The 24,762-nt window shown below is 67.4% G+C and carries 25 protein-coding genes; 14 read left to right on the top strand and 11 right to left on the bottom strand.

Going from position 1 to position 24,762, the window contains the following annotated elements:
* Nucleotides 1-12 precede the first annotated feature (12 nt).
* A complete protein-coding gene (dbpA, locus tag ACZ5MJ_RS17710; RefSeq protein ID WP_464221120.1) occupies nt 13-1,422 on the top strand; it encodes an ATP-dependent RNA helicase DbpA in 1,410 nt (469 codons plus the stop codon).
* Nucleotides 1,423-1,454: 32 nt separating this feature from the next.
* Here dbpA and ACZ5MJ_RS17705 read toward each other — a convergent pair whose 3' ends face one another.
* Nucleotides 1,455-2,570, bottom strand: coding sequence for a DUF2855 family protein (locus ACZ5MJ_RS17705; protein WP_464221119.1), 1,116 nt, complete (start codon nt 2,568-2,570; stop codon nt 1,455-1,457).
* Between the two features lie 65 nt (nt 2,571-2,635).
* Here ACZ5MJ_RS17705 and ACZ5MJ_RS17700 point away from each other — a divergent pair, with 65 nt between their 5' ends.
* From ACZ5MJ_RS17700 to ACZ5MJ_RS17685, 4 genes are all read left to right on the top strand, one after another.
* Nucleotides 2,636-3,349: a TetR/AcrR family transcriptional regulator gene (locus ACZ5MJ_RS17700; protein ID WP_464221118.1), complete on the top strand. Its 714-nt coding sequence runs from the start codon at nt 2,636-2,638 to the stop codon at nt 3,347-3,349.
* A gap of 155 nt (nt 3,350-3,504) precedes the next feature.
* Nucleotides 3,505-3,945, top strand: a complete 441-nt coding sequence (locus tag ACZ5MJ_RS17695) for a CBS domain-containing protein (RefSeq protein ID WP_464221117.1) — start codon at nt 3,505-3,507, stop codon at nt 3,943-3,945.
* Between the two features lie 474 nt (nt 3,946-4,419).
* Nucleotides 4,420-5,910, top strand: a complete 1,491-nt coding sequence (locus tag ACZ5MJ_RS17690; RefSeq protein ID WP_464223748.1) for an MDR family MFS transporter — start codon at nt 4,420-4,422, stop codon at nt 5,908-5,910.
* A gap of 96 nt (nt 5,911-6,006) precedes the next feature.
* Nucleotides 6,007-6,621, top strand: coding sequence for a glutathione peroxidase (locus tag ACZ5MJ_RS17685; RefSeq protein WP_464221116.1), 615 nt, complete (start codon nt 6,007-6,009; stop codon nt 6,619-6,621).
* Between the two features lie 126 nt (nt 6,622-6,747).
* Here ACZ5MJ_RS17685 and ACZ5MJ_RS17680 read toward each other — a convergent pair whose 3' ends face one another.
* The 3 genes from ACZ5MJ_RS17680 to ACZ5MJ_RS17670 all read right to left on the bottom strand — a co-directional run bounded on the left by ACZ5MJ_RS17680 (nt 6,748) and on the right by ACZ5MJ_RS17670 (nt 10,134).
* Nucleotides 6,748-7,476: a maleate cis-trans isomerase family protein gene (locus tag ACZ5MJ_RS17680; protein WP_464221114.1), complete on the bottom strand. Its 729-nt coding sequence runs from the start codon at nt 7,474-7,476 to the stop codon at nt 6,748-6,750.
* 72 nt (nt 7,477-7,548) lie between these two features.
* Complete coding sequence (locus ACZ5MJ_RS17675) at nt 7,549-8,745, bottom strand: serine hydrolase domain-containing protein (protein ID WP_464221112.1); 1,197 nt, start codon at nt 8,743-8,745, stop codon at nt 7,549-7,551.
* 90 nt (nt 8,746-8,835) lie between these two features.
* Nucleotides 8,836-10,134, bottom strand: a complete 1,299-nt coding sequence (locus ACZ5MJ_RS17670) for an MFS transporter (RefSeq protein ID WP_464221111.1) — start codon at nt 10,132-10,134, stop codon at nt 8,836-8,838.
* 233 nt (nt 10,135-10,367) lie between these two features.
* On the opposite strand from ACZ5MJ_RS17670, the gene ACZ5MJ_RS17665 reads away from it, so the two are divergent.
* The 3 genes from ACZ5MJ_RS17665 (at nt 10,368) to ACZ5MJ_RS17655 (ending at nt 13,413) form a co-directional block, all read left to right on the top strand.
* A complete protein-coding gene (locus ACZ5MJ_RS17665; protein ID WP_464221109.1) occupies nt 10,368-11,039 on the top strand; it encodes a GntR family transcriptional regulator in 672 nt (223 codons plus the stop codon).
* An 8-nt stretch (nt 11,040-11,047) separates the two neighbouring features.
* On the top strand, nt 11,048-11,896 hold the full coding sequence (locus tag ACZ5MJ_RS17660; protein ID WP_464221107.1) for a fumarylacetoacetate hydrolase family protein: 849 nt from the start codon (nt 11,048-11,050) through the stop codon (nt 11,894-11,896).
* 269 nt (nt 11,897-12,165) lie between these two features.
* Nucleotides 12,166-13,413: a M20 aminoacylase family protein gene (locus ACZ5MJ_RS17655; RefSeq protein ID WP_464221105.1), complete on the top strand. Its 1,248-nt coding sequence runs from the start codon at nt 12,166-12,168 to the stop codon at nt 13,411-13,413.
* 9 nt (nt 13,414-13,422) lie between these two features.
* Here ACZ5MJ_RS17655 and ACZ5MJ_RS17650 read toward each other — a convergent pair whose 3' ends face one another.
* Entirely contained in the window at nt 13,423-14,301 is an 879-nt protein-coding gene (locus tag ACZ5MJ_RS17650; RefSeq protein WP_464221103.1) for an AraC family transcriptional regulator, read from the bottom strand.
* A 123-nt stretch (nt 14,302-14,424) separates the two neighbouring features.
* Between ACZ5MJ_RS17650 and ACZ5MJ_RS17645 the strand changes: the two genes are divergently transcribed.
* Nucleotides 14,425-15,660: an MFS transporter gene (locus ACZ5MJ_RS17645; protein WP_464221101.1), complete on the top strand. Its 1,236-nt coding sequence runs from the start codon at nt 14,425-14,427 to the stop codon at nt 15,658-15,660.
* Between the two features lie 3 nt (nt 15,661-15,663).
* Here the strand turns inward: ACZ5MJ_RS17645 and ACZ5MJ_RS17640 are convergent, their stop codons facing one another.
* The gene (locus tag ACZ5MJ_RS17640) at nt 15,664-16,215 is read right to left on the bottom strand and encodes a MarR family winged helix-turn-helix transcriptional regulator (RefSeq protein WP_464221099.1); all 552 of its coding nucleotides are present in this window, start codon (nt 16,213-16,215) and stop codon (nt 15,664-15,666) included.
* Between the two features lie 105 nt (nt 16,216-16,320).
* Between ACZ5MJ_RS17640 and ACZ5MJ_RS17635 the strand changes: the two genes are divergently transcribed.
* From ACZ5MJ_RS17635 to ACZ5MJ_RS17625, 3 genes are all read left to right on the top strand, one after another.
* A complete protein-coding gene (locus ACZ5MJ_RS17635) occupies nt 16,321-17,232 on the top strand; it encodes an EamA family transporter (protein WP_464221097.1) in 912 nt (303 codons plus the stop codon).
* A gap of 46 nt (nt 17,233-17,278) precedes the next feature.
* Nucleotides 17,279-17,587, top strand: coding sequence for a hypothetical protein (locus ACZ5MJ_RS17630; protein WP_464221095.1), 309 nt, complete (start codon nt 17,279-17,281; stop codon nt 17,585-17,587).
* A gap of 102 nt (nt 17,588-17,689) precedes the next feature.
* Entirely contained in the window at nt 17,690-18,676 is a 987-nt protein-coding gene (locus tag ACZ5MJ_RS17625) for a Bug family tripartite tricarboxylate transporter substrate binding protein (protein WP_464221094.1), read from the top strand.
* 14 nt (nt 18,677-18,690) lie between these two features.
* On the opposite strand, the gene ACZ5MJ_RS17620 is transcribed toward ACZ5MJ_RS17625, so the two are convergent.
* Complete coding sequence (locus tag ACZ5MJ_RS17620; protein ID WP_464221092.1) at nt 18,691-19,371, bottom strand: response regulator transcription factor; 681 nt, start codon at nt 19,369-19,371, stop codon at nt 18,691-18,693.
* A gap of 219 nt (nt 19,372-19,590) precedes the next feature.
* On the opposite strand from ACZ5MJ_RS17620, the gene ACZ5MJ_RS17615 reads away from it, so the two are divergent.
* Both ACZ5MJ_RS17615 and ACZ5MJ_RS17610 read left to right on the top strand, forming a co-directional pair.
* The gene (locus ACZ5MJ_RS17615; protein WP_464221090.1) at nt 19,591-20,328 is read left to right on the top strand and encodes a response regulator transcription factor; all 738 of its coding nucleotides are present in this window, start codon (nt 19,591-19,593) and stop codon (nt 20,326-20,328) included.
* Nucleotides 20,325-21,089: a sensor histidine kinase gene (locus tag ACZ5MJ_RS17610; RefSeq protein ID WP_464221088.1), complete on the top strand. Its 765-nt coding sequence runs from the start codon at nt 20,325-20,327 to the stop codon at nt 21,087-21,089. The genes ACZ5MJ_RS17615 and ACZ5MJ_RS17610 overlap by 4 nt, the downstream gene beginning before the upstream one ends.
* 46 nt (nt 21,090-21,135) lie before the next feature.
* Here the strand turns inward: ACZ5MJ_RS17610 and ACZ5MJ_RS17605 are convergent, their stop codons facing one another.
* The 4 genes from ACZ5MJ_RS17605 to minC form a co-directional block, all read right to left on the bottom strand.
* Nucleotides 21,136-22,260: a porin gene (locus ACZ5MJ_RS17605; protein ID WP_464221086.1), complete on the bottom strand. Its 1,125-nt coding sequence runs from the start codon at nt 22,258-22,260 to the stop codon at nt 21,136-21,138.
* Between the two features lie 362 nt (nt 22,261-22,622).
* Complete coding sequence (minE, locus tag ACZ5MJ_RS17600; RefSeq protein WP_464221084.1) at nt 22,623-22,877, bottom strand: cell division topological specificity factor MinE; 255 nt, start codon at nt 22,875-22,877, stop codon at nt 22,623-22,625.
* Nucleotides 22,878-22,898: 21 nt separating this feature from the next.
* Nucleotides 22,899-23,714: a septum site-determining protein MinD gene (gene minD / locus ACZ5MJ_RS17595; RefSeq protein WP_464221082.1), complete on the bottom strand. Its 816-nt coding sequence runs from the start codon at nt 23,712-23,714 to the stop codon at nt 22,899-22,901.
* Nucleotides 23,715-23,781: 67 nt separating this feature from the next.
* On the bottom strand, nt 23,782-24,594 hold the full coding sequence (gene minC, locus ACZ5MJ_RS17590) for a septum site-determining protein MinC (protein WP_464221081.1): 813 nt from the start codon (nt 24,592-24,594) through the stop codon (nt 23,782-23,784).
* Nucleotides 24,595-24,762: the final 168 nt, after the last annotated feature.

The raw sequence follows: 24,762 nt of genomic DNA, 5'->3' as shown, positions 1-24,762 counted from the left end.
CTATAATCGCGCATGAACTCGACCCCCGCCCAGCCGCAAGCCGGCACCGCTTTTTCCGCCCTGCCGCTCTCGCCCACCATGCTCGCCACGCTGGCGCAGCTTGGCTATGACGAAATGACGCCGATCCAGGCGGCCAGCCTGCCGATCACATTGGCGGGCCAGGACCTGGTGGCACAGGCCAAGACCGGCAGCGGCAAGACCGCCGCCTTCGGGCTGGCGCTGCTGCACCGGCTCGATGCGCGCCGCTTCGACGTGCAGGCGATGGTGCTGTGCCCCACGCGCGAGCTGGCCGACCAGGTCACGCAGGAAATCCGCCGCCTGGCGCGCGCGGAAGAGAACATCAAGGTGCTGACGCTGTGCGGCGGCTCGCCGATGCGGCCCCAGGTCGACAGCCTGATCCATGGCGCGCATATCGTGGTGGGCACGCCCGGCCGCATCCTGGATCACATTGACCGCGGCAGCCTGGACCTGTCCGGCATCAACACGCTGGTGCTGGACGAGGCCGACCGCATGCTCGACATGGGCTTCTTCGACGACATCGCCTATGTGGCCAGCCGTTGCCCGAAGGAACGGCAGACGCTGCTGTTCTCCGCCACCTATCCGCCCGGCATCGACAAGCTCAGCCACCGCTTCCTGCGCAATCCGCAGTCGCTCAAGCTGGAGGCGACGCATGACAACACCACGATCCGCCAGCGCTTCTACGAAGTGGAAGAAGGCGAGCGCCTGAACGCCGTGGGGCGCCTGCTGGACCACTTCCGGCCGGCCAGCACGCTGGCCTTCTGCAATACCAAGGCGCGCTGCCGCGAGCTGGTGGAACTGCTGCGCGCACAGGGCTACCAGGCGCTGGCGCTGCATGGCGAACTGGAGCAGCGCGAGCGCGACCAGGTGCTGGTGCAGTTTGCCAACCGCAGCTGCTCGGTGCTGGTGGCCACCGACGTGGCCGCGCGCGGGCTGGATATCGCCCAGCTTGAGGCCGTGATCAATGTCGAGATCACCCCCGACCCTGAAGTCCACGTGCACCGCATCGGCCGCACCGGCCGCGCCGACCAGGAAGGCTGGGCCTTCAGCCTGGTCAGCATGGACGAGATGGGCCGCGTGGGCAACCTGGAACAGCACCACGGCGGCGAGTTCGAATGGCAACCGCTGGCCGAACTGCGGGCCGCCAGCACGGAACGGCTGCTGCCGCCGATGGTGACCCTGCAGATGCTGGGCGGGCGCAAGGAGAAGATCCGCCCCGGCGATATCCTGGGCGCGCTGACCGGCGAGGCGGGCTTCACCAAGGAGCAGATCGGCAAGATCAACGTGCTGGAGATGTCGACCTATATCGCGGTGGAGCGCAGCATCGGGCGCGAGGCGGTAAAGCGGCTCAATGCCGGCAAGGTCAAGGGCAAGAAGGTGAAGGTGCGGATGCTGACGGAGTGAGACACGGGCCCCATGCGGGGCCCGTTCTGTTTTTACCCGACTACCACTACATACCCTTCCTGCGGCGCCCCGCTCCCCGCCGCCAGCCGCGCGATCCGCGCCTGCGCGGCTTCGAAGCCCCGTTCCTCCAGCAGCGCCAGCCAGCCATTGGCCGGATCGCGCGCATGGTCGATAAAGCGGCGCTGCGCGGCGTTGAAGCGCCGGTTCACTTCCTGCGGTCCCCAGTCGGCATTGCGCTTGCGGATCTGCACCGGGGCGAAATAGAACTCGGGCCTGGGCCCGGGCAGGCGCAGGTCGCGCAGGAAGCCGGTGTTCTGCGCCGAGCCCGCAAAGCAGTCATACACCAGGCTGTCGCCGAAATGCGCATGCACGCGCGCGCGCAGCGATTCATCGCCGGAAAAGTCGACATAGAGCGTGGGCTCGCCGGCCGGCATCGACTCCAGTTCGTCGTAGGTGACGGTGCTGTCGTAGCAGCCCAGGCCTTCGACAAAGCCGCGGTTGCGGGCCGAGGTCAGCGCGGTCAGCGTGATGCCGTCGATGTCGCGCAGGCAGAAGGCGGTGCCGTAGGCGGTCTTGCTGGAGGCGCTGGACACCACCAGCCGGCGGGCGCCGAAGAAGCCGTTGTCTTCCAGGAAATCGGCCAGCATGAACGAGGTGATGAACAGCGGCCGGTACAGCATCTGGTAGTGCTCCAGCTCCGGCGCATAGGCGGCGTCGTTCTGCACGCGGGTGTACTGGTTGTAGGCCGAGGTCAGCCTGGCGCGGTGCGCTGCGGCATCGTAGAAGCCGCGCGCGGTGACGCGCCCGGGCTGCATGCGCACATGGCTGGCGATGGGGAAGTAGCCGTAGAAGCGCTCGCCGGGCATGATGCCTTCGACTGCGGAGTCCACCACATCGGCAAAGCCCCACACCGGCATGTGGCCCCACTGCGGCTGGCCGGTGGGAAAGAAGTCCCAGTACTGCATGGCGTCGCCGAAGGCGGCGTAGGTGATGTTGTTGGTGGTCAGCGCGAAGCGGTCCAGGCGCAGCAGGACCTCGCCAGGCGCGGCGCGGGCGGGTTCGTGCGCGGCTTCCAGACGGCTTTCGTTTAGGGCATCCTTGCGGCTGAACAGCCGCGTGACGGCAAGGGTCGGTTCGGTTGCTGCCATGTCTTCTCCTGGTTCGCGGCCCGTCCGCCCGGCGTGCAATGTCCGCCATGACTTCCGTGAGGCCGATGCCAAGAATCTATCGCCGCGGCGCCGCCGCCGGGTTCGGAAACGAAGCGCCCGCCGCCAGCGGCCTGAAGCCGCCCGCCACGCCGCGCAGCAAGCCGCTCAAGCGCCCGTCGCAGCAGCGCGCGCACTTCACCGTCAACGCCATCTACGACGCCTTTGTTCGGATCTGGCGCCGCGACGGCTGGGACGCCTTGACCACGCGCGCGGTGGCGCTGGAGGCGGGGTTTTCGGTGGGGACGCTGTACGAGTACTTCCCCAGCAAGGAAGCGCTGGCATCGGGCTATGTGCGCCACACCGTCGAGACCATGCTGGCGCGCATCGACGCCGAGGTCACGCAAGCGGCCAATGCCGACTGGCGCACGCGCGTGCGGCGGCTGGTGGCCATTGCCTGCGGCGCGGACGATGCGGCCACGGGCATCGTCTTCGATGCCGACATCATCGGCCTGGAGCCGCGCATCGCCGAGCCCAAGCACCACCGGCGCGTGTTCGAGGAGTTCTGCGAGGCGTGGCGCCGGGCGCTGTGTGCCTGCCCCGACTTGCCCACGGTTCCGGATGCCGCCAGGGTGCAGGCGCTGGTGCTGGCGGTCTGGGGCGCGCGCCGCTACCGGCTGTTGCTGCAGGGCGCGGCGCTGGAGCCGGCACAATGGGTGTCCGAAATGCAGGCACTATGCCTGTCGGCCCTTGAGGAAAAAGGTGCCGGTCCGCAGACCTGACGCCGGCATTGCCATGCTTGCGTCACAGCATTGCTTGCAAAGATTAGCGTAAGTCACCCTGTAAGGGCGCGCGATCCTTTGCTACTCTGATTGCATTGGCGCCGAATGCCGGCACCGCCAGCCGCACTGCATTGTCGACAGAAGAGGAGTTGGTGATGAAAACCGCACGCCAGGTTCTGGAGTCCAAGCCGAGTCAGGCCATTTACAGCATCCCGCCAACGGCGACCGTCTACGCCGCGCTGCAGCTGATGGCCGAAAAGGGCATCGGCGCGCTGCTGGTGATCGAGCAAGGCGAGATCAAGGGGATCCTCAGCGAGCGCGACTATGCGCGCAAGGTGATCCTGATGCAGCGCACCTCGCGCGAGACGCTGGTGCGCGACATCATGACCAATGCGGTGATCTACGTCAGCGCCACCCAGACCACCGATGAATGCATGGCATTGATGACCCGGCACCGGCTGCGCCACCTGCCGGTGATGGAAGGCGACGCGCTGATCGGCATGCTGTCGATCGGCGACCTGGTGAAGGACATCATCTCCGAACAGCAGTTCATCATCGAGCAGCTGGAACATTACATCACCGGTGGTGGGCATTAGGCCGTATCGGCGGACTGGCCTTTGATGCCGTTCAGTTAACTACCCTCGTTCCCGTGCAGGCGGGAGCAAGGTGATCTTTAAGGCAAGTCATTCCCGCCTGCGCGGGAATGACTTGCAGTGCTTGATACCTGCTGGCCGGACAACGGCCTGTCCTTCCTCCCATCGCAACCTTGACCAACGGTGTGCTCCCTCTCCGACGCGGGAGAGCGGAGCAAGCCGGCATGCCGGGTTTTCCCTTATCGGCTGCCAGCACGATATTTGCTGAGCGCATATACTTATGCGTTCGCTGAATTTGGCCAGCCGCGACGGCTTTACGCCTCCTCTTGCGTGGGTTCCGGCCGATATTCCCTGCATTTGACGTTGCTTTCGCCGCACATCGCTGCGGTTTCCTGCTTGCCCATGTCTTCCCCCTCCTCTGCCGCAATCGCCCCGGACGCCACGCCCGCCCTGCCCGCTCACGACCATCGCGCGGTCATGCGGGTGATCGGCGGCATCGTGCTGTGCATCCTGCTGGCCGCGCTCGACCAGACCGTCGTGATCCCGGCGGTGCCGGCCATCGCCAATGACCTGAACGGCTTCGGCCACCTGTCGTGGATCGTGACGGCGTACCTGATCGTGTCGACCGTGACCACGCCGCTGTACGGCAAGCTTTCCGACAGCTTCGGGCGGCGGCGCCTGCTGATGGTGGCGATCACGCTGTTTATCGGCGCGTCGGTGGCGTGCGCGCTGGCGCAGACGCTGGGCCAGCTGATCCTGTTCCGCGCGCTGCAGGGCGTGGGCGGCGGCGGGCTGATGTCGCTGGCGCAGGCGTCGATTGCCGACGTGGTGGCGCCGCGCCAGCGCGGGCGCTACCAGGGCTACCTGGCCACGGTGTGGGCGGTGGCGTCGATCGCCGGGCCGCTGGTGGGCGGCTGGGTTTCCGACCATCTGTCGTGGCGCTGGCTGTTCTGGGTCAACGTGCCGCTGGGCCTGCTGGCGATGTTCATGTGCTACCGCGGCCTGGCGATCCTGCCCAGGCGCGGCGGCCGTGCGCGCGTGGACTGGCTCGGGGCGCTGCTGCTGGCGGTGGCCATCGTCGCCTTCCTGCTGGCGATGAGCTGGGGCGGCGACGTCTATGACTGGCTCTCGCCGGAGCTGGGCGCCCTGCTGCTGGCCACCGTGGCCGCGGTGCTGCTGCTGGCCTGGCAGGAGCGCCGCGCCGCGGATCCGATGCTGCCGCCGCGCCTGTTCGCCAATCGTGCCTATGTGATGGGCGTGGCCGCGTCGGCGCTGGCCGCGCTCGATATCTTCCTGTGCATCTTCGCCCTGCCCCTGTACTTCCAGCTGGTGCGCGGCGTCGATGCGTCGACCTCGGGCCTGCTGGTGATGCCGTTCCTGCTGGCCAACGTGGCTGGCAATTTCATCGTGGCGTGGCTGGCGCCGCGCGTGGGCCGCATGCGCGGCATCCTGACCGCGGGGTATATCGCCGGCGCGCTGGGGCTGATCATCCTGGCACTGATGACCCCGACGGTGCCGCTGGCCGTGGTGCTGGTGGCGATGGCGCTGGCCGGCGTGGGCCTGGGCATCACCATCGTCTCCACGCTGATGAGCGTGCAGAACGCGCTGGAGCGCCGCGATACCGGCGCCGGCACGGGTGCACTGCTGGTGCTGCGCTCGCTCGGCAGCGCGCTGGGCGGCGCGGTGGCCGGCACGCTGCTGACGCTGGAATTCCGCCACGCGCTGACGGCCTCGGGCGTCACGCAGACACTGGACCTGGGCGCGCTGCGCCATGGCAGCGAGGCCTTTGCGCAACTGTCGCCATCGGTGCGAGCGGTGCTGGCGGGCGGCGTGGAGTCGGGCTTCCACCTGATCTTTGCCGTGGGCGCGGCAGCGGCCGTGCTGGCGCTGCTGATCGTGCGCCGCATGCCGGACCTGGAGCTGCGCAGCAGCGTCACCGAACACGCGGCCACGCTGGCGATGGACTGACGTGGCGCGCCGCATCCGGCTGGCCGCCATCGGCGTAAACTACGCGTACCCTGCGCGTACCCGATACAGCGAGCCGACCACCGGAGCCCCGTCGCCATGATCCGTCATCCCCTGCTTTCCAGCCTGGCTGCCGCCCTGACCCTTGCGGCGGCCAGTACCGCCCTGTTGCCGGCGCCGGTGCACGCCGCCGACAAGCCCGCGGCGGCCCCTGCCGCTACCGCGGGCGCGTGCCCTGCCTCGCTCAGCTTCACCTTCCCGCGCCTGCAGGACGATGCGCCGCAGAACCTGTGCCAGTACGCCGGCAAGGTGGTGCTGGTGGTCAACACCGCCAGCTATTGCGGCTTCACGCCGCAGTACGAAGGGCTGGAAGCGCTGTACGCCAGGTATGGCGCGCGCGGCCTGGTGGTGCTGGGCTTCCCGTCCAATGACTTCTCGCAGGAGCCCGGCTCGCAGAAAGAGATCGCGGACTTCTGCTACAACACCTATGGCGTCAAGTTCCCGATGCTCGGCAAGTCGCATGTGCGCGGCAGCGATGCCAACCCCATGTACGCGCTGCTGGCCAGGCAGACCGGCACGACGCCGAAGTGGAATTTCTACAAGTACCTGATCGATCGCGACGGCAAGGTGGTAGCCAGCTATGGCAGCCGCACCAGGCCGGACGACAAGGAACTGCTGGCGAAGATCGAATCGCTGCTCGGCGCGCAGCGCTGAGCCGGGCGACGCTCTGCGCGCGGCCGGGGTTCAGGATCGCCCCCCTTTAAGCGACAATGCGCGTCCTCGCGGACGCGCATTGCAAATCTGCACAGCGGTTCCGGCGCATCGCGCCGGCTTGTTCCCTTATTCGACTTCGCGGAACAGGCGGCCCCAGCCCCGCAGCTCGCGCGTGTCCACGCCGCACAGGCGCAGCGATTTCCACACCACCGTGGAGATGGTGTCGTACAGCGGAATGCCGGTCTCGGCTTCCAGTTCTTCAGCCAGGTGCGCGGCGCGCAGGTTGGTGCAGAAGGTGGTGATGGCCTGCGGCTTGTGCTGGGCCAGGCCACGCACCATGTCGCGGATGGTGTCTTCCTCGACCTCGGCGAAGCTGTAGTTCACGTGCAGGTCCAGGTGGCTCTCGGCCACGCAGTGAAAGCCGCTGCGCTCGTAGTTGGCGATGATGCGCTGCTGCACGTCGTCCAGGTAGGGCGTGGCCAGGCCGAAGTTGCGCGCGCCGGTCTTTTCCAGGATCTCGTTGAGCGCCAGCACCGAGGTGGTGGCCGGGATGCCGGTGGCTTCGGTGATCTGCTTGCACAGCGCTTCGTCCTTGTCGAAGCCGAGCCAGCCCGACGACGTGCCGTTCCAGGCGATGACATCGACGCGCGCGTCGGCCAGCAGGCTGGCGGCGGCCAGGATCTTGTCCAGGTTGAACTGGCCCAGCGCCTGGTCGCGCAGCGAGATCTCGGTCACGGTGAAGCGCGAGAAATGCGCGCTGACGTTGGGCAGGCCTGCAACCATCGCGCTGGTAATGGGTTCGAGCGCGGTGTTGGAAGACGGGGTCAGCATGCCGAGGCGGATTTGCTTGGTCATATCAGTCGTTCTCAGGAGTAGGGGCGGCGCCGTCCGGTTGCACAGTCAGGGCGAAGGCGGCGCCTGCGGGGTTCATTGTTCGGGTTTGTCGTTGAAGGCGAGGGCGGTGCCGGGCACGCCCTGGCTGGCGCGCGCCAGCGCCAGTTCCTTCTGCAACGCGGCCTGCCGCGCGGCATCCGGCCTGACGGTGTTGCCGGCCTGCAGCGCGGGCAGCACGTATTGATTCACCATGCGGCGGTACAGGTCAAGGTACGCCGCATCACGCAGGCCGCCTTGCGTGGACATGATGCTGTTCATCACGATCACTGCATTCTGCTTCGGCAGCACCGTGATGAACTGGCCCTTGTAGCCCATCGCGCTGAACTCGCGCTCGCTCTGCACGATGTTGTTGACCCAGCAGTAGAAGCCGTAGTCCTTCGCCGGGCCGGCGGGCGTGGTCATGCGCGCGACCCACGAGGCCGGCACGATCTGCTGGCCATTCCAGCGGCCCTGGTTGAGCATCAGCATGCCGAGCTTGGCCATGTCGATGGAGCGCAGCCGCAAGCCCCAGCCGCCCGACACCGCGCCCTTGCCGTCGGCGCCGTCCCAGCGGTAGTGGCTCATGCCGAGCGGGCCGAACAGCCGGGCTTTCGCGTACTGGTCTTCGGGCTGGCCGGCGGCCTGCGTGATGGTGGCGCCCACCAGCACCGGATTGACGTCGATGTAGTCGAACTCGGCACCGGCCTTGGTGCGTACTGCGGCGGAGGCCGCCACGCGCAGGCGGTCCGGTACGCCGTAGTAAAGCGTGTCAGTGCCTTCCACCAGCTTGTATGACAGTCCGCTGGACATCGACATCAGATGGCGCAGCTGGATCGCCTGCTTGTCGGCCAGCGCGGCGGCGAGGTCAGGGCGTGCAGCCGCCAGGCGCGCTGCCGGCGACTCTTCGGCGCTCAGCTTGCCGTCGCCGACCAGCGTGCCGACCAGCAGGGCGCTGATGAACTTGGTAACCGAATACAGTTCGTGGTTGTAGTCGCGCGAGAGGCCGTCGCCGTAGCGCTCGAATACCAGCTTGCCGTCCTTGATGACGAGCAGGCTGCGCACGTCGAGCTTGTCGCGGCGGATCCATTCGGACAGCGCGACGAGCTTGCTTGAATCGACGCCAACCGCTTCCGGCTGGGCTGTGGGGATGCCTTCGGCAGTGGCCCTGGCGGACGTGGCCGGGGCGGCGTTGGCTTGCGCGGCGCCCAGCACCAGCAGGGCGGCCGCGAACACATGGGACAGGCGTTGCATGGGGAGTCTCCTCCACCGCCGCGCTGCCGATGGCAGCGCGGCGTGTGCAAATCGGGTATGCGTGGATGGGCGTGCGTAACGCCGCAGGGGTCAGACCGGAAGCTTCGTCTCGTAGTCGATCGCGGTGGAAGCGAACAACAGGCCCACGCCGGCAGCGGCGAAGAACATCAGCGCCAGGAAGTAGGAGCCCGTGGCCTGCACGATCAGGCCGACGATGATGGGCACGCTGATGCCGGCGATATTGCCGCCCAGGTTCATCAGGCCGCCCAGGAAGCCGACCTTGTTGCGGGTAGCCAGCATCGACGGCACGGACCAGAACAGGCCGCACCAGCGCAGGAAGAACATGGTGGAGGAGAGCAGCGCCACCACGGCCACCGCGTTGGCGACATAGGCTACCGAAAAGATCGAGACGGTGGCGACCACGGCCGCGATACCAAACAGCGTGCGCATCACCACGTTGGGGCGGCCGCCGGCTTCCTTCCACTTGTCGGCGATCCAGCCGCCGACGAGTTCGCCGATGAAGCCGCTCATGAAGATGATGAAGCTGGCGCCACCCATCGTCTTGAGGTCAAAGCCGCGCGCCTTGCTCAGGTAGGTCGGCATCCAGGTCAGCAGGCCGTAGAACACGGCGTTGAAGCACATCCAGCTGATGGCCATGCACCACACCGAGCGGTACTTGAAGAAGTCGAGCGAACGGCCGGACAGGTTGGTCGGCTCGGCGCTGTGCTCGCGGGCATGCGCTTCCTCGATATGGCGCGCTTCGAGTTCATTGACGCCGCTGTGTTCGCGCGGCGAATTGCGGATGTACCACCAGGCCACGAAGCCGGCGAGCACGGTGCCGACGCCGGCTACCACGAACGACATGCGCCACGAGCCGAGTTCGCTGATCAGCCCGGCAATGATGAGAGAACCGAGGGCTGCGCCCAGCGGCGCGCCGCCGTCAAGCAGCGTGGCGCCGCGACCGCGTTCGTTCGGTGTCATCCAGATGGCGTTGAGCTTGCCGCCGGCCGGGTAGATCGGCGCTTCGGAGGCGCCCAGCCCAAGCCGGGTGAGCAGCAGCGAGGTGGCGTTGGTGCAGACCGCCGCGATCGCCTGGAAGAAGCCCCAGAACACGGTGGCGCAGGCAATCACGATGCGCGGCTTGAACTTGTCAGCCAGCATCCCGCCCGGGATCTGCATGAATGCGTAAGTCCAGAAGAAGGAGCTGAGGATCAGCCCCTGCATGGCGGGGCTCAGATCGAACTCCTTGGCGATCAGTGGCATGGCCACCGACAGCGATGCGCGGTCAATGTAATTGATCGCGACCAGCAACAGCATCATCAAAAAAATCTTCCAGCGTACGGAGGACTTGCCCTCCGCTAGCACTGTCGCCCGGCTTGTCGTCTGCATGACGGCGTCTCCTGTTTTAGTCCTTGGGTGAGGCAGTTCTGTTGGCGTGTTGCGCAACAGGTCGGAGTATAGGATACGTAATCTGTAATTACAACTTACGTAAGTCATTGATTTTGCTGTATTGCGGATGCACAATTTGAGTGTGTGGTAGCCTTGTCCTGGTGCATTTCCCCATTCTGGTGACGTCTGTGACACAAACGCTTTCCCAAACCACGCGCCTGCGCACACTCGGCATGTCGGCTGAAATCGCCGCGCGGCTGCGTACCATGATCGAAGAGGGCGAACTGCCGCCCGGCGCGCGGATCGATGAACGGGCCTTCTGCGAGGCGTTCGATGTCTCCAAGACGCCACTGCGCGAGGCGCTGAAGGTGCTGGTGTCCGAGGGGCTGGTGCTGCACCGGCAGTACATCGGCTACCGCGTGGCGCCGCTGGACCTGGAAGAACTGCGCGCCACCTTCGAGACGCTGCACGGGTTGGAGGCCCTGGCAGGTGAACTGGCCGCGCAGCGCCTGACCGATGCCTCCATGACGAAGCTGGAGCGGCGCCACCAGGCCATGATCGACGCCCATGCGGCGGGCCGGCGCACCGAGTATTTCCGCATCAACCAGGAGATCCACCAGCTCGTCATCGACGGCGCCGCCAACCCGGTGCTGGCGAGCGTGTACGCCACGCTGATGAGCAAGGTCCACCGTGCGCGCGGCGCCGCCAATGCCGACATGCTGCGCTGGCAGGAATCGCATGAGGAACACGAGGCCATCATGGCCGCCTTGCGCGAGCCCGGCCGTCCGCGCCTGGCGCAGGTACTGCGCTGGCACTCCGAGAACACCGCGAAAGAAGTCCTGAGTGTGGTCGAGCGCTCGCTCGCCGAGCCCGGCCGCCTCGTCAATTCGAAGACAGCAGCCTGAGGAAGAGAATGAAACTGGTAAGAGTGGGCCAGCCCGGCGCGGAGCGCCCGGGCCTGATCGACGCGCAGGGGCGCGTGCGGGACCTGTCCGGCGCGATCGCGGATATCAGCACGGCCGAACTGGCGCCGGCGGCGCTGGAAAATCTGGCGCAGGTGGACCCGGCAACGCTGCCTGTGGTCGAAGGCGCGCGTTTTGGCGTGCCCTGGACGGGTATCGGCAAGATCGTCGCGATCGGCCTGAACTATGCTGACCACGCCGCCGAGGCCGGCATGCCGCTGCCGGCCGAGCCGATCGTGTTCCTCAAGGCCAACAGTTCGCTGAATGGTCCCAACGACGCGGTGATGCTGCCGTTCGGCTCGCACAAGACCGACTGGGAAGTGGAACTGGGCGTGGTCATCGGCACCACCGCGCGCAATGTCTCGCGCGAAGCGGCGCTGGACCACGTGGCCGGCTACTGCGTGGTCAACGACGTCTCGGAGCGCGAGTTCCAGATCGAGCGTGGCGGCACCTGGGACAAGGGCAAGGGCTGCGACACCTTCTGCCCGGCCGGCCCCTGGCTGGTGACGCGCGACGAAGTGCCGGACCCGCAGGCGCTGGGCCTGTGGCTGGAGGTCAATGGCGAGCGCGTGCAGAAGGGCAACACCGCCACCATGGTTTTCGACGTGGCCACCGTGGTCAGCTATGTCAGCCGCTTCATGACGCTGCTGCCGGGCGACCTGATCGCGACCGGCACGCCACCGGGGGTGGGCATGGGCTTCAAGCCGCCGCGCTTCCTGAAGGCCGGCGACACCATGCGCCTGGGCGTGGACGGGCTGGGCGAGCAGACGCAGCAGGTGGTGGCGTACGGCGAGCGCTGAGGGCAGGGCGCCGGCACGCGATGTCATTGCAATGATGCGAGCCGGTGTCCAGGCGCAGGCGGAAGACGCGCCGCCTCGGATGGTTCCCCACTGATACGCTTTCACACAAAGCGTTGGGTTTCCATACAAAGCGTACGATTAGGGCAACAGTTCCGGCGCTCAAACGCGCCGGATGACATGGTTTTGCAGGAAATCGCACACTTGGCGTTTCGCTCGCGTTTTCTGCGTGAAATACTGGTTATACAGGTTTCGCCAGAGAGCAGAACATCATGTCTGAGCACGCCCCCGAAATCGAGTCTTATCTCGGCACCGCCCTCGCGGCGTCCCCCGCATCGCCACAAAAGCACCGGTTCTGCGCGCTGGCCGACACCCTGGACAGCCGCGCTGAACTCGAAGCCATCCGGCGCAATATCCACCAGCATCCCGAGCTGGCCTTCGACGAGGTCCGCACCTCGGGCCTGGTCGCCAACCTGCTGGAGACGTGGGGCTACACGGTCACGCGCGGCGTGGGTGGCACGGGGGTCGTTGGCACCTTGCGCCGCGGGGACAGCGGCCACAGCGTGGGCATCCGCGCCGACATGGACGCATTGCCGATCCACGAGCGCACCGCGCTGCCTTATGCCAGCGTCAATGCCGGCCGCATGCATGCCTGTGGCCACGATGGCCATACCGCGATCCTGCTCGGCGCGGCAAAGCAGCTGGCGCGCACGCGCAACTTCAATGGCACCGTGCACCTGATCTTCCAGCCGGCCGAGGAAATCGGCGCCGGCGGCGGCGCCGAGCGCATGCTGGCGGACGGGCTGTTCGAGCGCTTCCCGTGCGATGCGATCTTCGGGCTGCACAACCACCCGGGCGTGGAGCAGGGTCATTTCCTGTTCCGCTCGGGCCCGTTCATGGCGGCGTGCGATACCGTCACCATCACCATCCGCGGCAAGGGCGGCCACGCCGCGCGTCCGCACCAGTCGGTCGACCCGATACTGGTGGCCGGCAGCCTGGTGATGGCGCTGCAGTCGGTGGTATCGCGCTATGTCGACCCGAACGAGACCGCGGTGGTCACGATCGGCACGCTGCACGCCGGCCACGCCCCCAATGTGATCCCGGACAACGCGCGCATGGAGATCAGCGTGCGCTCGTTCAGCCCCGAGGTGCGCGCCTTGCTGGAACACCGCATCCGCCAGCTGGCCACGTCGCACGCCGAAGGCTATGGCGCGGTGGCCGAGATCGACTATGTGCGCGGCTACCCGGTGCTGGTCAACAGCGAGCGCGAGACCGAGTTCGCGCGCCAGGTGGCCGAGGAACTGGTCGGCGCCGGCAAGGTGGTGGACCAGGCCGCGCGCATCGCCGGCAGCGAGGACTTTGCCTACTTCCTGCAGCAGCGCCCGGGCTGCTTCGTGCGGCTGGGCAACGGCGCCAACCAGCCGCTGCTGCACAACGCCGGCTATGACTTCAACGACGAGAACCTGACCGTGGGCGCGGCCTACTGGACGCGGCTGGTGGAGCGCTACCTGGGAAGCTGAGCGCAAGGCTTAGCGGAAGAACGCGCTCGGCGGCACGCCGAACTGCCGCCTGAACATGGTCGCGAACGCGCTCGGGCTGTCGTAGCCCAGGTCCAGCGCCACATCCACCACCTTGCTGCCGGCGGCCAGCTTTTCCAGCGCCGCCAGCAGGCGCGCCTGCTGGCGCCATTGCCCGAAGGTCATTCCGGTTTCGCGCGCAAAGCGGCGCTGGATGGTCTTGGGGTCCACGCCCAGGCGTGAACCCCAGTCCGCCAGTGTCAGCGCCGTATCGGGTGCCCCGGTGATGGCATCGCAGATCTGCCGCAGGCTGTCGTCGGCCGGGCGCGGCAGGTGCAGCGGCAGCGACGGCACCAGCATCACCTCATCGAGCAGCAGCCGCATCAGCCGCGCGGCGCGGGTGTCAGGCGCATAGGGCAAGGGAATGTCCACGGCCGCCAGGATCAGCTCGCGCAGCAGCGGCGAGATGCCCAGCACGGTGCAGCGCCGGGGCAGGTCGGGCGCGGCATCGGGGCGAATATAGGCGGTGCGCATCTGCACCCGGCCCACCATGCGGATCCAGTGCGTGGTGCCACCCGGCATCCACATGCCGCGCGTGGGCGGCACGATCCACTGGCCTTCGGCGGTCGCCACCACCATCACGCCATGCACCGCGTGGATCAGCTGCGCGTGCGGATGCTGGTGCGGATTGGTCACGTGGCCGGGCAGGTAGTCGGCGGCCATGGCGGTGACGGGCAGCGGGCTGCGGTCGAAGCGGACGTAGGCGGGAGGGTCGGCGTAGGTGTCGCCCAGCGCCAGCGTTTCCGGCGTGGGGGCCGGGAGCACATGCCGTTCGCCGGGGCGGCGGCGGGCCGAGCCGGATGCGGAAAGCGGGCGAGGGGCGCGCGGCATGTCCTTTTCTCCAAGGTTGCGGACCTATTCTCGCAGGACAGGCGCCAGGGCGCCAGCTAGCATCGGTGCTCAGATCCTTCCAGGCCGGCGCCCCCGCCGGCTTCCGTTTGTCGAGAGCCGCCAATGAGCACAACCATCGACTCCGCGCCGACCGGCGCAGCCTCCGCTTCAGCGTCCCCGCAGGCCGAACGCACCGGTTTCCGCGTGCTGTCGGCGATCAGTTTCGCCCACTTCCTCAACGACATGATCCAGTCGTTGATCCTGGCGATCTATCCGATGCTCAAAGGGGGCTTCAACCTGAGCTTCACCCAGATCGGCCTGCTGACCATGACCTACCAGGTCACGGCGTCGCTGCTGCAGCCGGTGGTGGGCCTGTACACCGACAAGCATCCCAAGCCGCATTCGCTGGCCATCGCCATGGCGTTCACGCTGGCGGGTTTGCTCTTGCTGTCGGTGGCGCCCACCTACGGCGTGCTGCTGGTGGCCGCGGCGCTGGTCGGCACGGGCTCGTCGATCTTCCACCCGGAGTCGTCGCGCGTCGCGCGCATGGCCTCGGGCGGCCAGCACGGGCTGGCGCAGTCGATCTTCCAGGTGGGCGGCAACGGCGGCAGCGCCATGGGGCCGCTGCTGGCCGCGCTGATCGTGCACCAGCAGGCCAGCCTGGCGTGGTTCTCGCTGGCGGCGCTGGCGGGCATCGTGGTGCTGTGGCGCATCGGCGGCTGGTACTCGCGCCAGCTGGCGCAGGGCGCGCGCAAGCGCAAGGCCGCCGGCGCGGCCGCCAGCCCGGTGCCCACGCGCGTGGTGGTGCGGGCCATGGTGGTGCTGATGGTGCTGGTGTTCTCCAAGTACTTCTACATGGCCAGCCTGACCTCGTACTACACCTTCTACCTGATGGAGCGCTTCGGGCTGGCGCGCCAGGACGCGCAGCTGCACCTGTTCATGTTCCTGGCCGCGGTGGCGGCGGGCACCATCCTGGGCGGCCCGATCGGCGACCGCATCGGCCGCAAGCGCGTGATCTGGGCGTCGATCCTGGGCGTGGCGCCGTTCACGCTGTTGCTGCCGCACGTGGGCCTGTTCTGGACCACGGTGCTGACCTTCATCATCGGCTTTATCCTGGCCTCGGCGTTCTCGGCGATCCTGGTGTTCGCGCAGGAGCTGATTCCCGGCAAGGTGGGCATGGTGTCGGGCCTGTTCTTCGGCTTTGCCTTCGGCATGGGCGGCATCGGCGCCGCGGTGCTGGGCGGCATGGCGGATACGCACGGCATCCGCGCGGTGTACGAGTACTGCGCCTACCTGCCGCTGCTGGGCCTGCTGACGGTGTTCCTGCCGGACCTGCGCGAGCGCGCGCAACGGGCCTGACGCTCAGGCCTTTTCAGTGTCTTCGCCGCCACCGCCCGGTGGCGGCTCGAACATGCGCAGCCAGCGGCGCAGCAGCGCGGCCAGCTGCGCGCGCTCCGTCGCGGTCAGGTCGGCCAGCAGGCGGTGCTCGTTGGCCACGTGCAGCTCCAGCGCGCGGTCGACGCGCTCGCGGCCGGCCTCGGTCAACTCCACCAGCAGTCCGCGCCGGTCTTCCGGATTGGGCTGGCGCCGCACCAGCCCGGCCCGCTCGAGGTGGTCGAGCCGGTTGGTCATGGTGCCCGAGGTGATCATCAGCGAGCCGATCAGCGCGCCCGGCGACAGCGCATACGGCGCCCCGGCACGGCGCAGCGTCGCCAGCACATCGAACTCCCACGGCTGCAGGCCGGTTTCACCAAGCGCGGCTTCAATGGCCCGGCTGGTATGGCGGTTGAGACGTCCCAGCCGGCCGATCACGCCCATCGGCGAGGCATCCAGGTCCGGGCGTTCACGCGCCCATTGCGCGAGAATGCCGTCGACGTGGTCAGGCGGGTCTTCGGGTTTGCGGCGGGCAGTCATCAGGGGCAGGCGTGCGGACACGCGAATGGCAGGAACACAGAAGTATCTTGACATCAAACAATCGGCTTCGTAAAGTGGATTTATCTTGATATCAAGAAACTTGAAATGAAGACGAATGCCTCTTCCGTAGCGGCGCCCGGCGGCGTGACACCCAGGGACATCCTGCTGACGGGTCTTGCCCCGGCGATCTGGGGCAGCACCTACCTGGTCACCAGCCAGTGGCTGCCGCCGGGACAGCCGCTCTTGTCGGGCGTGATCCGGGCCCTGCCGGCCGGCCTGGCGCTGCTCGCCTTCGGCCGGCAACTGCCGCGCGGCGGCTGGTGGTGGCGCGCGGCGGTGCTGGGCGTGCTCAATATCGGCTTCTTCCAGGCCATGCTGTTTATCGCCGCGTACCGGCTGCCGGGCGGCGTGGCGGCGACGGTCGGCGCGATCCAGCCGCTGATCGTGGTAGTGCTGGCGTGGGCCTGGCTGGGTGCACGGCCGCGGCCGGCCGCCTGGATGGCTGGCGTGGGCGGGCTGCTGGGGGTGGCGCTGCTGGTGCTGGGCCCGGCCGCGCGGCTCGACGCCATCGGCGTGGCGGCGGCTGCCGCCGGGGCGATTTCGATGGCGGTGGGCACGGTGCTGACGCGGCACTGGCGCCCGCCGGTCTCGCCGCTGGTGCTGACCGCCTGGCAATTGTGCGCGGGCGGGCTGTTCCTGCTGCCGTTCGCACTGGTGCTGGAACCGCTGCCGGGGCATTTCACGCTGGCCAACTGGCTGGGCTATGCCTGGCTGAGCATCGTCGGCGCCGGCTTCAGCTATGCGCTGTGGTTCCGCGGGGTGGGGCGCATGCCGTCGTCGGCGGTAGCGGCGCTGGGGCTGCTGAGCCCGGTCAGCGCCACCGTGCTCGGCTTCCTGGTGCTGGGGCAGGCACTGACGGCGCTGCAGACCGCCGGCGCGCTGCTGGTGCTGGGCAGCGTGTGGCTTGGCCAGCGCGCGACGGCGCCGGCCGCGGTGACGCGCACGCAGCCTGCCTGATTTCATCCGCGAAGGCTGCTGCTGCCGGGCGGCGTTTTGCGGCATCATGGCGGGCATGAAGTCTGACGTGCCCCAGTTCCAGCCGACGATGCCACCCGCCACAGCCCCTTCCGCCACACCCGCCATGCCTCCCTGCGAGCGCTGCCTGGCGCTGGCCGACGACCCGCGCCGGCGCGAGCCGCCGGCCTGCCTGGCGCTGCGCGGCACCGCGCCGGTGGTCAGCCAGAGCGCCGCCGGCGTACCGTACAGCATGATGTCGTTTTCCTGCCGCGACTGCGGCACGGGATGGCGGCTCTATGACCGCGCCAACGAGCTCTTTGTCTCGTGGGTGCCGGAACGGCCACTGGAGCGCTGAGCGCGCATCCCGATCGGCTAAGATGGCGCCTGCCCCGCACCGGTCCGGCACCTTGCTGCCGCCTCGGGCGTGCCCCTGTCGACTCTCTCCCGCGTTTCCGTCATGGCCTTCCCCTTCCGCTCGTCCGTGCTGGCCGCAGTCTGCGTCGCCAGCGGCGTCGCCGTCGCACTGCCTGCCGCTGCTGCCGATGCCTATCCCAGCCGCCCGATCCGCCTGATCGTCGCCTATCCGACCGGCGGCATCAGCGACGCCGTGGCGCGCGCGCTCGGCGAGCGCCTGTCGGCGCAGACGGGCACCTCGGTGGTGGTCGAGAACAAGGCCGGCGCCGGCGGCAGCATCGGCATCGATGCGGTCGCCAAGGCGGCACCGGACGGCTATACGCTTGGATTTGCCGCCACCAGCCCGCTGACGCTCAATCCGCATGTGGGCCGCGTCACCTACGATCCGCAGAAGGATGTGGCGCCGGTGATGAGCGTGATGTACTCGCCGGTGCTGGTGCTGGCTACTTCCGCCTTCAGCGGCAAGGGCTTTGCCGATGTGGTGGGCCAGGCCAGCGCCAGGCCGGGCTCGGTGCGCTGGGCCACCTCGGGCCTGGGCACCGTCGGCCATGTGATGCTGGAACAGGTCAGGCAGAAGTCGAAGGCCGATATCGCGCTGATCCCGTACAAGGGCGCGGGCCAGCAGATGAACGACGCGCTCGGCGGCCAGTTCGAGGTGATGAGCACCAACGCCAGCCCGGCGCTGACCCAGCATATGCAGGCCGGCCGCCTGCGCGCGCTGGCGGTGGGCGCGCCCAGGCGCCTGGATAGCCTGCCCGCGGTGCCGACGCTGGCCGAGCTGGGCTACCCCAAGGCCAACCTGACCTCGACCTTCGGGATCTTCGCGCCGGGCAAGACGCCCGCGGCCATCATCAACCGGCTGAACGCCGAGCTGAACAAGGCCCTGGCCGAGCCGGAAGTCCGTGAGCGCCTGCTCAAGGGCGGCGAGGTGCCGACCGGCGGCACGCCGGCGCAGTTCGCCAAGGCCATCCGCGAAGAGTCGGCGGAGAACGCCCGCATCGTCAAGGAAGCCGGCATCAAGGCCGACTGAACCTCGAGCCTGCGCTACGCCGCATCGAGGCGGCTGCCCAGCCCATATACCGCCGACAGCCGCACCCCGTTGTGCGGCCACAGCGCCAGCTTGGTGCGCACGCGCGACAAGTGGCTGTCCACCGTGCGCGAGGCCGGGTCCATGTGATAGCGCCAGACCTGGTCGACCATGGTCTGGCGCAGCACCAGCGCCCCCAGGTTGCGGAACAGCAGCACGGCCAGGTCGAATTCCTTGGGGGCCAGCAGCACCGGCTTGCCCTGGACCCACACCCGCCGCTCGGCGGTGGCAAAGCGGAACGGGCCATGTTCCAGGTCGCAGTCCGTGCCGGCCGGCCGGGCACGCCGCTGCAGCGCCAGCACGCGCGCGGCAAGCTCCGCCGTGCGCAGCGGCTTGGGCACGTAGCTGTCGGCGCCCTGCGCGAAGCAGGCCGCGACAAAGCCGTCTTCGTTCGAGGTGCCAGTGAGCATCACCGGCATCTCGCTGCCCAGCGTGCGGCGCACCCACGCCAGCACTTCCAGCGCCGGGATTCCCGGCGTATCGCAATCCAGCATCAGCAGGTCGAACGGCCTGCCGCGCAGCGCGCCGATCATGGTGCGCCCGCTGAGGTAGCGCGTGCACTGGTGGCCGTTCAGGCGCAGGGTCTGTTCGATGCTGACGGCGAGGGTGGGGTCCGCCTGCAACGCGGCGATCTTCACGAGAGTGGCTCCTGCGCGGGCGCACCGGAATGCGCCGATGGATGGACAGAGCTTGGGCGCAGGCCCGCTCGGCCCGCAGCGAAGCCCATGGTAGGAGCGGCCCGCTGAGGCGAGAAGTAAAAGATTGTTGAAAGTCGAGATTGAGCGCTTTCCTATTCGTGCCGCCTGCAACACGGTCTTAAATGTCGCGCTAGTGGTCTGATCCGTCGGAGGCAAGACATGGGAAAGAAAATGGCATCGCGCATTGCATCGCTTGAAGACGCGCCCGCGGATGCGGCGCTGATCCGCCAGGTCATTGCCGGCGCGGGATATGAATGCGTGAGCTTCGGCGAAAGCCGGCGCTTGCTGCTGGCGCTGCGCGACGCCGGCTTCGACCTGCTGCTGCTGGACTGGCAGATGCCGGACCTGTCCGGGCGCGAGGTGCTGGCCTGGGTGCGCACCCACCTCGACCGGCGCATCCCGGTGATGTTCCTGACCTGCCGCGATGCCGAGCACGATATCGTCTCGGCCCTGGCCGCGGGCGCCGACGACTACATGGTCAAGCCGGTGCGCCCGGCCGAGCTGGCCGCACGCATCGAATGCCTGCTGCGGCGCGCCTATCCCGCGCAGATGGCACCGCACGCGCCGCTGCGATTGGGTGATTACGCCTTTGACTGCGCGCTGCGCAGAGTTACCTGCAACGGCCAGCCGGTCGGCCTGACGCCCAAGGAGTTCGACCTGGCGGTGCTGCTGTTCCGCAACGAAGGCCGTATCGTCACGCGCGACCACATCACCGCCGCGGTCTGGGGCCGCGAGATCTCGCCGATGTCGCGCACCATCGATACCCATGTGTCGCGCGTGCGCAGCAAGCTCGGGCTGCAGGCCGAGCATGGCATGCGGCTGACGCCGGTCTACACGCATGGCTACCGGCTCGAGCGCACGGACCGCGCCGAGCGCCCCGAGCGAGCGGCAGCGTGAAGGCGCCACGGTTGCATCATGTGGCGGTAGCCACGGCGTTGTGGCTCGGCAGCCGCTGGCTGTCGCGGCGCTTGCGCGGCCCCATGGCCGCGGCGCCTGAGCCCGGCCGCCCCGCCGACATTCGCGATCCTGCCGCGGTGCAGGACATGCTGCTGCATGTGCTCGGCCACGACCTGCGCGAGCCCAATGCCTCGCTGCTGGCCTGGCTGGCGCTGCGCCGTACCCGGGACCAGGCCGATGCGGCGCTGCTCGCGCAGGTCGGCGGCCATGCGCGCCGCGCGCTGCGCCACATCGATGACCTGAACCGGCTGCTGCGCGAAACGCGGCACCCCTACCGGATGCGGCGGATCGTCATGGAAACCCTGCTCGATGAAGCGCTGGACCGGGTGTGGGCCGTGGCCAGCGAGGCCGGTGTCCGGCTGGAACGGCCGGCGGGGCGCCTGCCGCGCATTGGCGGGGACCAGGCCATGCTGGGCGGCACGCTGGAATGGCTGCTGGCGAGCGCCATCGGCGCGGCGGCGCCTGGGACGGCGCTGCGGATCATGTGCCGTGGCCACGCCGGCGGCGTGGCGCTGTCGATCGTGTTCGATCCCGCCGATGACGGGGGCGGCGTGCGGCTGGGCCTGCCTGGTCCGGCGCTGCTGTGCGCACAGCGCGTGGTGGCGCGCCATGGCGGCATGCTGGTGCCGTTGCAGCCGGTGGGGGAGTCCGCCCCGCAAGCCGGCTGGTACCTGTGGCTGCGGCGCCGGCCACGGCCATGAAAAAAGGCACCCGAAGGTGCCTTTCGCCAAACTGATCAAACGACAATCAGAAAATGTGGCGGATACCAGCGGCTACACCGATCTGGCTATTGGAGCCCGGCAGTTCGGTCGTGGCGCCGCCCGAGACGTGGTTGTAGTCCACGGTGCCATACACCTGGGTACGCTTGGACAGCGAGTACTCGGCCAGGGCCACGCCAGCGTAACGATGGCCACCGTTGCCGGCGATACCGTCCTTGTTCTTGATGTAGTCGTAGTAGAACGCGCCGGTCAGGGCCAGGGCCGGGGTGAGCTGGTAGGTCGTACCGATGTAGGCCAGGTTGTCCTTGCGAGGATTGCTTGCCCAGTTGCTCGGACCGGCGGTCGGGGCCTTGGCGTCCATGGCGAACGGGGAGAACACATCGACCAGGCCGGTGCGGTCGATGCCACCGATGTAGCCGAGGAAGATCTTGGCCGGGCCGATACTGTACTTACCGGCAGCGCCCCACATTTGCTGCTTGTTGCCCAGCGTGTCGCGGACTACCTGATACACGCCACCGATGCCGAACGGACCATACTCGTACGCTGCACGGACACCGGCGTACGGCGTGCCGGTCGCGCCGTTGATGGCTGCATTGTTGGCAGCGCTAGCCTGGTTGAAGGCGCCCGGCTTTTCGCCAAAGCCATAGCTGGCACCTACGTTCAGGCCGCCGAACTTGCCGGAATAGCTGATAACGTTGTTATTGCGGAACTGGGTCAGGAAGAACGGCCAGGCATTGGCGCCGTAGTTACCGATGGTCAGGGGATCGTAGTCACCGAAGAAAGTAAACCCTTCGGTGTACTGGCGGCCCAGCTTGATTGTGCCGAAGTCACCGCTCAGGCCGACGTAGGCCTGACGATTGAAGAGTTGGCCGGTCGAGGAGCCATTCATTTTGCCGGTGTCGAGGCTGTAGCCGCTTTCCAGCTGGAAGATCGCCTTCAGGTTGTTGCCCAGCGCTTCGCTGCCCTTCAGACCCCAACGGCTCTGGGTCACAGCGCCATCGGTCATTTGATACAGGTTGTTGTTCTTGGCGTCGGAATGATTGGTATAGCGGACGCTCACGTCAGCGATACCATACAGCGTAATGGACGACTGTGCGAAAGCCGAACCTGCCAACAGGCTGCCGGCTGCGAGGACGATGGCCGATTTCTTCATGGTGCTCCTTTTCTGTCTTGTACTGTTCTTTCCGCCGGATCGCGGCAGGAATGGTCTACGTTTCGTGTAAACGCCGCGAAAATTTAGCAAAACGTAAGCAACAAGGACACAAAACTCCGTGCAGGCGCGCTTTCAAGCAGGATTTTGGTGCAAATCCGTTGTCTGGCCGCTACAGAAGTCCCAATTGGTGCGCTGCAGTAGTGCCGCGGGGTGACCTGCACCGGGCTGCCGGGAGATTGGGGCGGGGAAGATGAAACCGGCCGACCCAGGCGCGCAAGTGGCGTCGCGGTCGGCACAGAGGCGGGAACAGCGGAAGAAGCAATGAGCGAGGCGAGCGACCCCGGCGGCGCCGGGGTCCGTCCTCAGTGCTGCGGAATCTCGATCTTGACCTCGAGCACCTCGAGGTTGTCCTGGCGTTCCAGGCTGACGCGCAGGTCCTGGTCGCCGATCTTGACGTACTTGGAGATCACCGCCACCAGTTCGCGCTGCAGCGCGGGCAGGTAGTCGGCGGGCGCGGATTGGCCGGTGCGCTCGTGCGCCAGGATGATCTGCAGCCGCTCCTTGGCGACCGACGCGGATTTTTTCTTTTCTCCCAGCAGGAAGGAAAGGATCGACATGGGGTGAGCCCTCCTTGACCGTTACTTGTTGCCGAAGATGCGGGAGAGCAGCCCCGGCTTCTGGTAGTCGGTGAAACGCATCGGCTTGTCCTTGCCGAGGAAGCGGTCCACCACGTCGCCGTAGGCGTCCGACACATCGCTGCCTTCCAGGTGGATGGCGGGCGTGCCCTGGTTGGAAGCGTGCAGCACGGCTTCCGATTCCGGCACCACGCCGATCAGCTTGATGCGCAGGATTTCCTGGATGTCGGTCAACGACAGCATCTCGCCGCCATGCACGCGCTTGGGGTTGTAGCGGGTGATCAGCAGGTGTTCCTTGATCGGATCGCCGCCTTCGCTGGCACGCTTGGTCTTGGACGCCAGGATGCCCAGGATGCGGTCCGAGTCGCGCACCGACGACACTTCCGGGTTGGTCACGATCAGCGCCTCGTCGGCGAAATACATGGCCATCAGCGCGCCCGACTCGATACCGGCGGGCGAGTCGCAGACGATGAATTCGAAATCCATCTCGATCAGGCCGTCGATGACCTTCTCGACACCTTCACGCGTGAGCGCATCCTTGTCGCGCGTCTGCGAGGCCGGCAGGATGAACAGGTTCTCGCACTTCTTGTCCTTGATCAGCGCCTGGCGCAGGTTGGCTTCGCCCTGCACCACGTTGATCAGGTCATACACCACGCGGCGTTCGCAACCCATGATCAGGTCGAGGTTGCGCAGGCCGACGTCGAAGTCGATCACGGCAGTCTTGTGGCCGCGCAGGGCCAGGCCGGCCGCAAAGCTGGCGCTGGTGGTGGTCTTGCCGACGCCTCCCTTGCCGGAGGTCACAACGATGATTTTTGCCATGGCTCTTTGGTCCAGTAATAAGTTGATGCTTGCGCTGTCTGCGATTTGGTCCCGAGGGGCGCCGCGGTTACTTGAGCCGCAGCCCTTCGAGGATCAGTTTTTCATCGGCCAGGCGTACCTGGGCGGTCTTGCCGAGCACATCGGCCGGAAGCGTCTGCTCCGCGGTCCGGTAGATGCCGGCGATGGAAATCAGTTCGGGCTCCATGCACGTGCTGAAGATGCGCGCGCCGGTATTGCCCTTGACGCCCGCCAGCGCGCGGCCGCGCAGCGGGGCATAGATATGGATGTTGCCTTCGGCGATCACTTCGGCGCCGTAGCTGACCACGTCCAGGATCACCACGTCGCCGTGCGCGTAGACTTGCTGGCCCGAGCGCAGCGGCTTGTCGATCAGCATGGTCTGGGTCTGGCGGATGGCGGCGGCCACGGCGGCGTCCGTGGCGGCCTGCGCGGCGGCGCGGGCGGATTCCTCGCGCGCGGCCTGTTCGGCGGCGGCCTGTTCCGCCGCCGCTGCGGCCTTGGCCTCGGCGGCGCGGTCGGTGGCACGATCGGCGGCACTGCCGCGGCGGGCCTGGCTGTCGAGCAGCGGCAGGCCAAAGCGTTCGGCCCATTCGCGCTGGCTGGGGCGGGCCACTACGCCGATGGCGCGGGCCCTGAGCGTTGCCAGGGTGTCGATCACGGTGCCAAGCGCAACTTCGCTGTCGTCTTCCAGCGCACGCAGGTCCAGCGCGATCACGTCATTGGAGAAGAAGTCGGGAGTGGCTTCAAAGCGGGTGAGGAGGTCATCCCGCAGCGCAGCCATGTCGGCGGTCTGGAGGGCGAGAAGGAGGGCGTCGACGTTGCCACTGCGCAGCTCGAAGCGTGGCGATTTCTTCTGGGACATAGCCGGGTGACCGTGGAAATGCCACATTCTAACGTCGTATCTGTCGCGAACTGTAACAATTGGATCGATATGTACCGCAGGTGGCGCGTGGGTTCCATCTGCACCGCTATGGCCCGCCAGCGCACCAGGCAAGTATGGCCGGGGTGGCTTGCGCTGCGCGACGACATG

This window comes from Cupriavidus sp. LA-1, assembly GCF_055385985.1.
The sequence above is the reverse complement of the archived record's forward strand: the minus strand, read 5'-3'. Positions and strand labels throughout refer to the sequence as shown.